Annotated in this window: 6 protein-coding genes; all 6 read right to left on the bottom strand. The window is 72.5% G+C overall.

Features of this window, described 5'->3' with window-relative positions; translation table 11 throughout:
- Window positions 1-497, bottom strand: a 497-nt coding sequence (locus GX015_RS05995; protein ID WP_291343574.1) for a riboflavin synthase, incomplete at its 3' end; no start/stop codon positions are given.
- Window positions 498-541: 44 nt separating this feature from the next.
- Entirely contained in the window at window positions 542-1627 is a 1086-nt protein-coding gene (gene ribD, locus GX015_RS05990) for a bifunctional diaminohydroxyphosphoribosylaminopyrimidine deaminase/5-amino-6-(5-phosphoribosylamino)uracil reductase RibD (protein WP_291343572.1), read from the bottom strand.
- A gap of 45 nt (window positions 1628-1672) precedes the next feature.
- Complete coding sequence (gene rpe / locus GX015_RS05985; RefSeq protein ID WP_291343570.1) at window positions 1673-2353, bottom strand: ribulose-phosphate 3-epimerase; 681 nt, start codon at window positions 2351-2353, stop codon at window positions 1673-1675.
- A gap of 31 nt (window positions 2354-2384) precedes the next feature.
- Window positions 2385-3920 carry a transcription antitermination factor NusB gene (locus GX015_RS05980; protein WP_291343568.1) on the bottom strand — a complete coding sequence of 512 codons (1536 nt, stop codon included), beginning with the start codon at window positions 3918-3920 and terminating at the stop codon, window positions 2385-2387.
- On the bottom strand, window positions 3921-4868 hold the full coding sequence (gene fmt / locus GX015_RS05975) for a methionyl-tRNA formyltransferase (RefSeq protein ID WP_291343566.1): 948 nt from the start codon (window positions 4866-4868) through the stop codon (window positions 3921-3923).
- A 9-nt stretch (window positions 4869-4877) separates the two neighbouring features.
- The gene (gene def / locus GX015_RS05970) at window positions 4878-5381 is read right to left on the bottom strand and encodes a peptide deformylase (RefSeq protein ID WP_291343564.1); all 504 of its coding nucleotides are present in this window, start codon (window positions 5379-5381) and stop codon (window positions 4878-4880) included.
- Window positions 5382-5702: the final 321 nt, after the last annotated feature.

The following is a 5702-nucleotide window of genomic DNA, read 5'->3' as shown; positions in this document are numbered from 1 at the left end:
GTCGGGATGAGGCTGACCTCGAACCAATGCGCCCCGGGCTCCCCGCCCACGGCGGACACCGTCAGGGACGTGCCGTCCACGGCGATGGAACCCTTCTCCACCACGTAGCGGTCCAATTCGTCGGGAAGCGAAATGCGCACGACCTCCCAATGCTCGCCGGGCGTGCGCGAAACGATCGCGCCCGTGCCGTCGACGTGGCCCTGCATGATGTGTCCGCCCAGGCGGGCTCCTGCGGCGAGAGCGCGCTCGAGGTTGACGGGAGATCCCTCGTCGAGGCCACCGAGACTCGTGCGGTCCAGCGACTCCTGCATGACGTCGGCGGTGAAGCCCTTCTCGTCGAACTCCGCGACCGTCAAGCACACGCCATTGACGGCGATCGAATCGCCCAGCTTCGCATCTTCGACGGCGGTGCCGCAGCCGATGGTGAGGCGGATGGCGTCGCCCTGATCCACGATCGCGGCGACCGTGCCTACTTCCTCGACGATTCCGGTGAACACGTGTGATGGTTCCTTTCTGCGGTGCGTCCCGATCGGGGCGCGATCTAGGACTTGCGGACGGACTTGATCAGGACGTCGTCGCCGAGCCTTTCGACGGCGACGGTGCGGAAACGGACGATGTCGTCGACCGTCGTGGCCGCGCCGGTGTCCACGACGGCCGTGCCCGCGCCGAGCAGGCCCGGGGTCACGTAGGACTCGACGGCGTCGACGAGGCCGGCATCGAGGAATGCCCCGGCCAGCCGCGGGCCGCCCTCGACCAGCACGTCGATGAGGCCGAGATCGGCGAGGACGTCGACGACCATGGACATGTCGCGGGTCTGGATGTGCCGGAACATGTCGCTGGACGCGATGGCCGGGTCGACCCTCTCCCCCGGCACGAAGCCGCCGCGGATGGCGGCGTCCTCGGGGATTTCCTTGCGGCCGATGGCCACGCGCAGCGGCTGGTTCGGGTACGGCGAACCGTCGGTGGCGCGGGCGGTGAGGCGGGGATCATCGGCCAGCACCGTGCCGGTGCCCACGATCACGGCGTCGCGGCGGGAGCGGTCGACGTGGACCCGGGCGCGGGAGGCCTCGCCGGTGATCCACTGCGACGATCCGTCGGTCGCGGCCGCCAGACCGTCGATGGTGCTCGCGGTCTTCAACGTGATGTGCGGCCGCCGCGTGGCCTGCCAGTGCAGCCACGGGCGCAGGACGCCGTCGGCGACGTCGGCGCGCAACGTGCCGCGCACGACCTGCACGCCGCGGGCATCGAGCCAATCGGCTCCGCCGGCTGCGACGGGATTGGGGTCGTCGACGGCGTAGACGACCGAGGCGACGCCCGCCTCGTGGAGGGCTCCCGTGCACGGACCGGTGCGGCCGTGGTGGTGGCAGGGCTCGAGGGTGACCACCGCGGTGCCGCCCTTGGCGCGGTCGCCGGCCATCTCCAGGGCCTGGGCTTCGGCGTGGGGCCCGCCGACGGGGTCGGTGCCGGCGACGGCCACGGGCACGCCGGCGGCGTCGAGGATGACGCAGCCCACGGGCGGATTGGGCGAGGTCGTGCCCCGCACCCGCTCGGCGGCGGCGATGGCGGTGCGCATCGCCTGGTCGGGCGACAGCGCCGTGGAGGCGACGAGATCAGTGAACAGCGGCATGGCGGCCTCGGCTTTCCTGGTCGGGCTTCCCGGGCGGAGTCCCGGTCAGCTTTCCTCGGCGCGCAGCTGGCCCTCGACGGCCAGCGCGCGCAGTTCGTTGACGGCGTCGTTGGGCACGTCGGCCCCGTAGACGGCGGAGCCGGCGACGAAGGCGTCGCAGCCCGCTTCGGCGGCGTCGGAGATGGTGTCGCCGGCGATGCCTCCGTCGATCTCGATGATCGTGCCCAGGCCCCGCAGATCGATCTGGTTGCGCAGGATGCGGACCTTCTCCAGCTGCTCCGGCATGAAGGACTGGCCGCCGAAGCCCGGCTCGACGCTCATGACCAGCACCAGGTCGAACTCGTGCAGGTGCTCCAGCCACGGCTCGATCGGGGTGCCCGGTCGCACGGAAATGCCCGCGTGGACCCCGGACTCCCGCAGCTTGCGGGCGAGCGCGATGGGATCCGCCGAAGCCTCGACGTGGAAGGTGACGCCCGCGGCGCCGGCCTCGACGTAACCGTCCACCCACTTCTCGGGCTCCTCGATCATGAGGTGCACGTCGAGGGGCTTGTCGGTCACCTTCGCCACGGCCGCCATCACCGGCACGCCGAAGGAGAGGTTGGGCACGAAGTGGCCGTCCATGACGTCGATGTGGATCCAGTCGGCGTCGGAGACGGCCTCGATTTCCCGGTCGAGGCGGGCGAAATCGGCGGCGAGGATCGAGGGCGCGATGATCGGGGTGCTCATGCCCGAAAGCCTACCGCGCCCCCGCGAGCGGCTACGCCGGCTTGCGCAGCACGGCGAAGAACATCGCGTCCGTGCCGTGGCGGTGCGGCCACATCTGCACGGAGGGTCCGTCGCCGACGTCGCCCATGGGCTCCACGAGGGGGCGGGCGTCGAGTTCCTCGAGGCCCAGCTGCCGCACGGCGCGGTCGACGGCGCCCCGGGTTTCCCTGAGGTGGGGCGAGCACGTCGAGTAGACGATGACGCCGCCGGGCCGCACCAGAGCCGCCGCGGACTCGAGCAATTCGCCCTGCAGCGCGGTGAGGCCGGGCAGGTCGTCGGTCGTCTTGCGCCAGCGCGCCTCGGGGCGGCGCCGCAGCGAGCCCAGGCCGGAGCATGGCGCGTCGACGAGGATGCGGTCGTACCCTGCGTCGAGCCCCGGCTTCCGGCCGTCGGCGACGTGCACCGTCACCGGCAGCCCTTGGACGGAGTTTTCCACCAGGCCGGCCCGCTTCTGCACGGGTTCGACCGCGTCGACGGTCGCGCCGTCGATCTTCGCGATGCCGCCGAGGAACGCCGCCTTGCCGCCCGGGCCGGCGCACAGGTCGAGCCAGCGCCCGCCGTCCTCGCCGATCAGCGGCGCCATGGTCACCGCGCGCGCGATGAGCTGCGACCCTTCGTCCTGCACGGCCGCGAGCCGCTCCTTGACCGGACCAAGGTCGCCGGGGGCGCCCGAGTCCAGGCGGACGCAGTACGGGGACCAGGGCCCTTCCTCGCCGCCGGTGATCAGGGCCAGCTCTTCGGCGGACATCTCGCCCGGCTTTGCGACGAGGTGCACGATCGGTCGGGCGTCGTCCGCGGCCAAGGCGTCGCCGAGCTCACCGGCGCGGGATGCCAACGCCTGCGCGAAGGCGTCGGCGATCCACCGCGGGTGCCCGTGCTTGAGCGCGAGGTGCCCCACCGGATCGCGGGCGGCGTCGGGGGCGACGTCGGCGACCCAGGCCGCCTCGTCCTTGTCGGCGATGGTGCGCAGGATGGCGTTGACGAAGCCCTTGGCCCCCACCTTTCCGGCGCCGATCACGGCGCGCACCGAGGTGTCCACGGCCGCGTGGGCGCCGACGCGGGTGCGCAGCAGCTGGTAAGCGCCCAGACGCAGGACGTCGAGGACCTCGGGGTCGATCTGGTCGAGCGGGCGGGTCGACGCCTTCGCCAACACGGCGTCGAGCAGGCCTTCAGCGCGCAGGGTGCCGTAGGTCAGCTCGGTGGCGAAGGCCGCGTCCCGTCCGGTGAGGTTCCTGGAGCGGAGCTCCTTGGGCAGCATCAGATTCGCGTACGTGCCCTCGGAGCGGACGGCCGCCAGCACGTCGAGCGCCACCTGGCGGGGTGCGTCGATGGCGCTGGCCTTCCGGCCGCCGTGGCCGCCCTGGCCGCCCTTGTTTCCGTGACCACCCTGGCCACCCCGGCCACCCTGACCACCCTGACCACCCTGGCCGCCGGAGCGGCCGCGCCGCTGCCCGGAGGCGTTGCGGCGGCGGGTGTTCTTGGAGCGTGCGGGCCGCTTGCCGCCGTCGTTCGAGCGCTGCTCGGTCATCTAGACCATCGTCCCCTCGTCCGGCCGGGCGCCGCGCGCCCAGTCCACTGCGTTCATCATGCGCTTGCCCGGGGGCTGCACGTCGCCGAGCACGACGGCGGTGCCGCCGCCCGCGCCGACGAGCACCCGCTTCTTCTCCACCCGGATGCGTCCCACGCCCAGGTCACCGTCGGCAAGCGATTCGTCGTCGGCGTCGACCGGGGTCACCGGCCCCACCTTGATGCGGTCGTCGCCGAGCATCGTCCACGCGCCCGGAGCGGGCGTGTGGGCGCGGATGCGCCGGTCGATGAGGTGCCCCGGCATGGTCCAGTCGACGCGGGCGTCGGCGGAGGTGATCTTCGCCGCGTGGCTCACGCCATCCGGGGACTGCGGTTCGGGGCGCAGGTGCCCGGCCTCCAGCCCGTCCATGGTCGCGGCCAACAGGCCGGCGCCGGAATGCGCGAGGCGGGTCAGCAGGTCATCGGCGGTGTCGCCGGCCTTGATCGTCTCGGTGACGGTGCCGAAGACCGGGCCGGTGTCCAGACCTTCCTCGATGAGGAACGTCGACGCGCCGGTGATTTCGTCGCCGGCGGCGATCGCCGCCTGCACCGGCGCCGCACCGCGCCACGCGGGCAGCACCGAAAAGTGCAGGTTCACCCAGCCGTGGACGGGCAGGTCCAGCAAATCCTTGGGCACGAGGTTGCCGTACGCCACCACGGGGATGCAGTCGGGAGACAGTTCGGCCAAACGGGCGCGCGCGTCGGCTTCGGCGAGCGAAGCCGGTTCGATGACCTCGATGCCGTGCTCGACCGCCACCTGCTTGATCGGCGAGGGTTTGAGCGAGCGGCCGCGGCCCACGCGGGCGTCCGGGCGGGTGAGCACCGCGACGACCTCGTGGCCGGGGTGCTCGATCAGCGCGCGCAGCGCGGGGACGGCGGGCTCGGGGGTGCCGGCGAAAATTAGTCGCATGGTCTCCCCCTACTTCCCGGCCAGGAACCAGTCGGTGGCGCGCAGTTCGCGCATCGCGGCCTTGCGGGCCTCCGGAGTCATGCGCTTGAGGAAGAGCACGCCGTCCAAATGGTCCGTCTCGTGCTGGATGCAGCGCGCCAGCAGGCCCTCGGCCTCGATGGTCACGGGCGTGCCGGTGCGGTCCTGGCCCGTGGCGCGGACCCGCAGGTACCGCTCGACCGGGGCGTTGATGCCGGGGATGGACAGGCAGCCCTCGTCGTCCAGCTCGGTCTCGTCGCCGATCGGCTCCCACTCGGGATTGACCAGCTCGCCGCGGCGGTCGTCGCAGTCGTAGACGAACACGCGCTGCAGCACGCCGACCTGGTTGGCCGCCAGGCCGACGCCGCCGGCGGAGTCCATGGTCTCGAGCATGTCGTCGGCGAGGTGGGCCAGCTTCGCGTCGAAGGCCGTGACCTCGTCGGCGCGGGACACCAGGACGGGGTCCCCGAACAAGCGGATCTCTCGGACGGACATGCTTCGCATCAGCTCCTGCGGGCTTGAGGATGGGACGGTGGGACTGGTCCGGGCGCGCGCCCGGAATCGAAGGACGATGCTACCCCACCGGCGTGAACGCCCAGGATGCGCCCGCAGTCCCGGGCTGCCCCGGCGCGCCGCACCCGGCTCCTCGTGTCCGGCCCTGGGCATCCGCTACCCGAAACGCGCGGGGTCCACGATGACGCGCACCGGCGCCGGATCCCTCCGCGTGGCCCGGACCCCGCGGGCGGCCCGCAGTGCGCGGCCGAGTTCCCGTGCCCGCGACCGTTCGACGCGCACGAGCAGGCGGCGGATGGGCGT

The sequence above is a fragment of the Corynebacterium sp. genome, assembly GCF_012837295.1.
Classification (GTDB): domain Bacteria; phylum Actinomycetota; class Actinomycetes; order Mycobacteriales; family Mycobacteriaceae; genus Corynebacterium.
This window is presented reverse-complemented; position numbering and strand designations above follow the sequence as displayed.

What these genes read in the sequence shown, in the direction of transcription:
- ribD (WP_291343572.1), bottom strand. Translation starts at nt 1,627, where the DNA reads ATGCCGCTGTTCACTGATCTCGTCGCCTCCACGGCGCTGTCGCCCGAC.
- rpe (WP_291343570.1), bottom strand. Translation starts at nt 2,353, where the DNA reads ATGAGCACCCCGATCATCGCGCCCTCGATCCTCGCCGCCGATTTCGCC.
- GX015_RS05980 (WP_291343568.1), bottom strand. Translation starts at nt 3,920, where the DNA reads ATGACCGAGCAGCGCTCGAACGACGGCGGCAAGCGGCCCGCACGCTCC.
- fmt (WP_291343566.1), bottom strand. Translation starts at nt 4,868, where the DNA reads ATGCGACTAATTTTCGCCGGCACCCCCGAGCCCGCCGTCCCCGCGCTG.
- def (WP_291343564.1), bottom strand. Translation starts at nt 5,381, where the DNA reads ATGTCCGTCCGAGAGATCCGCTTGTTCGGGGACCCCGTCCTGGTGTCC.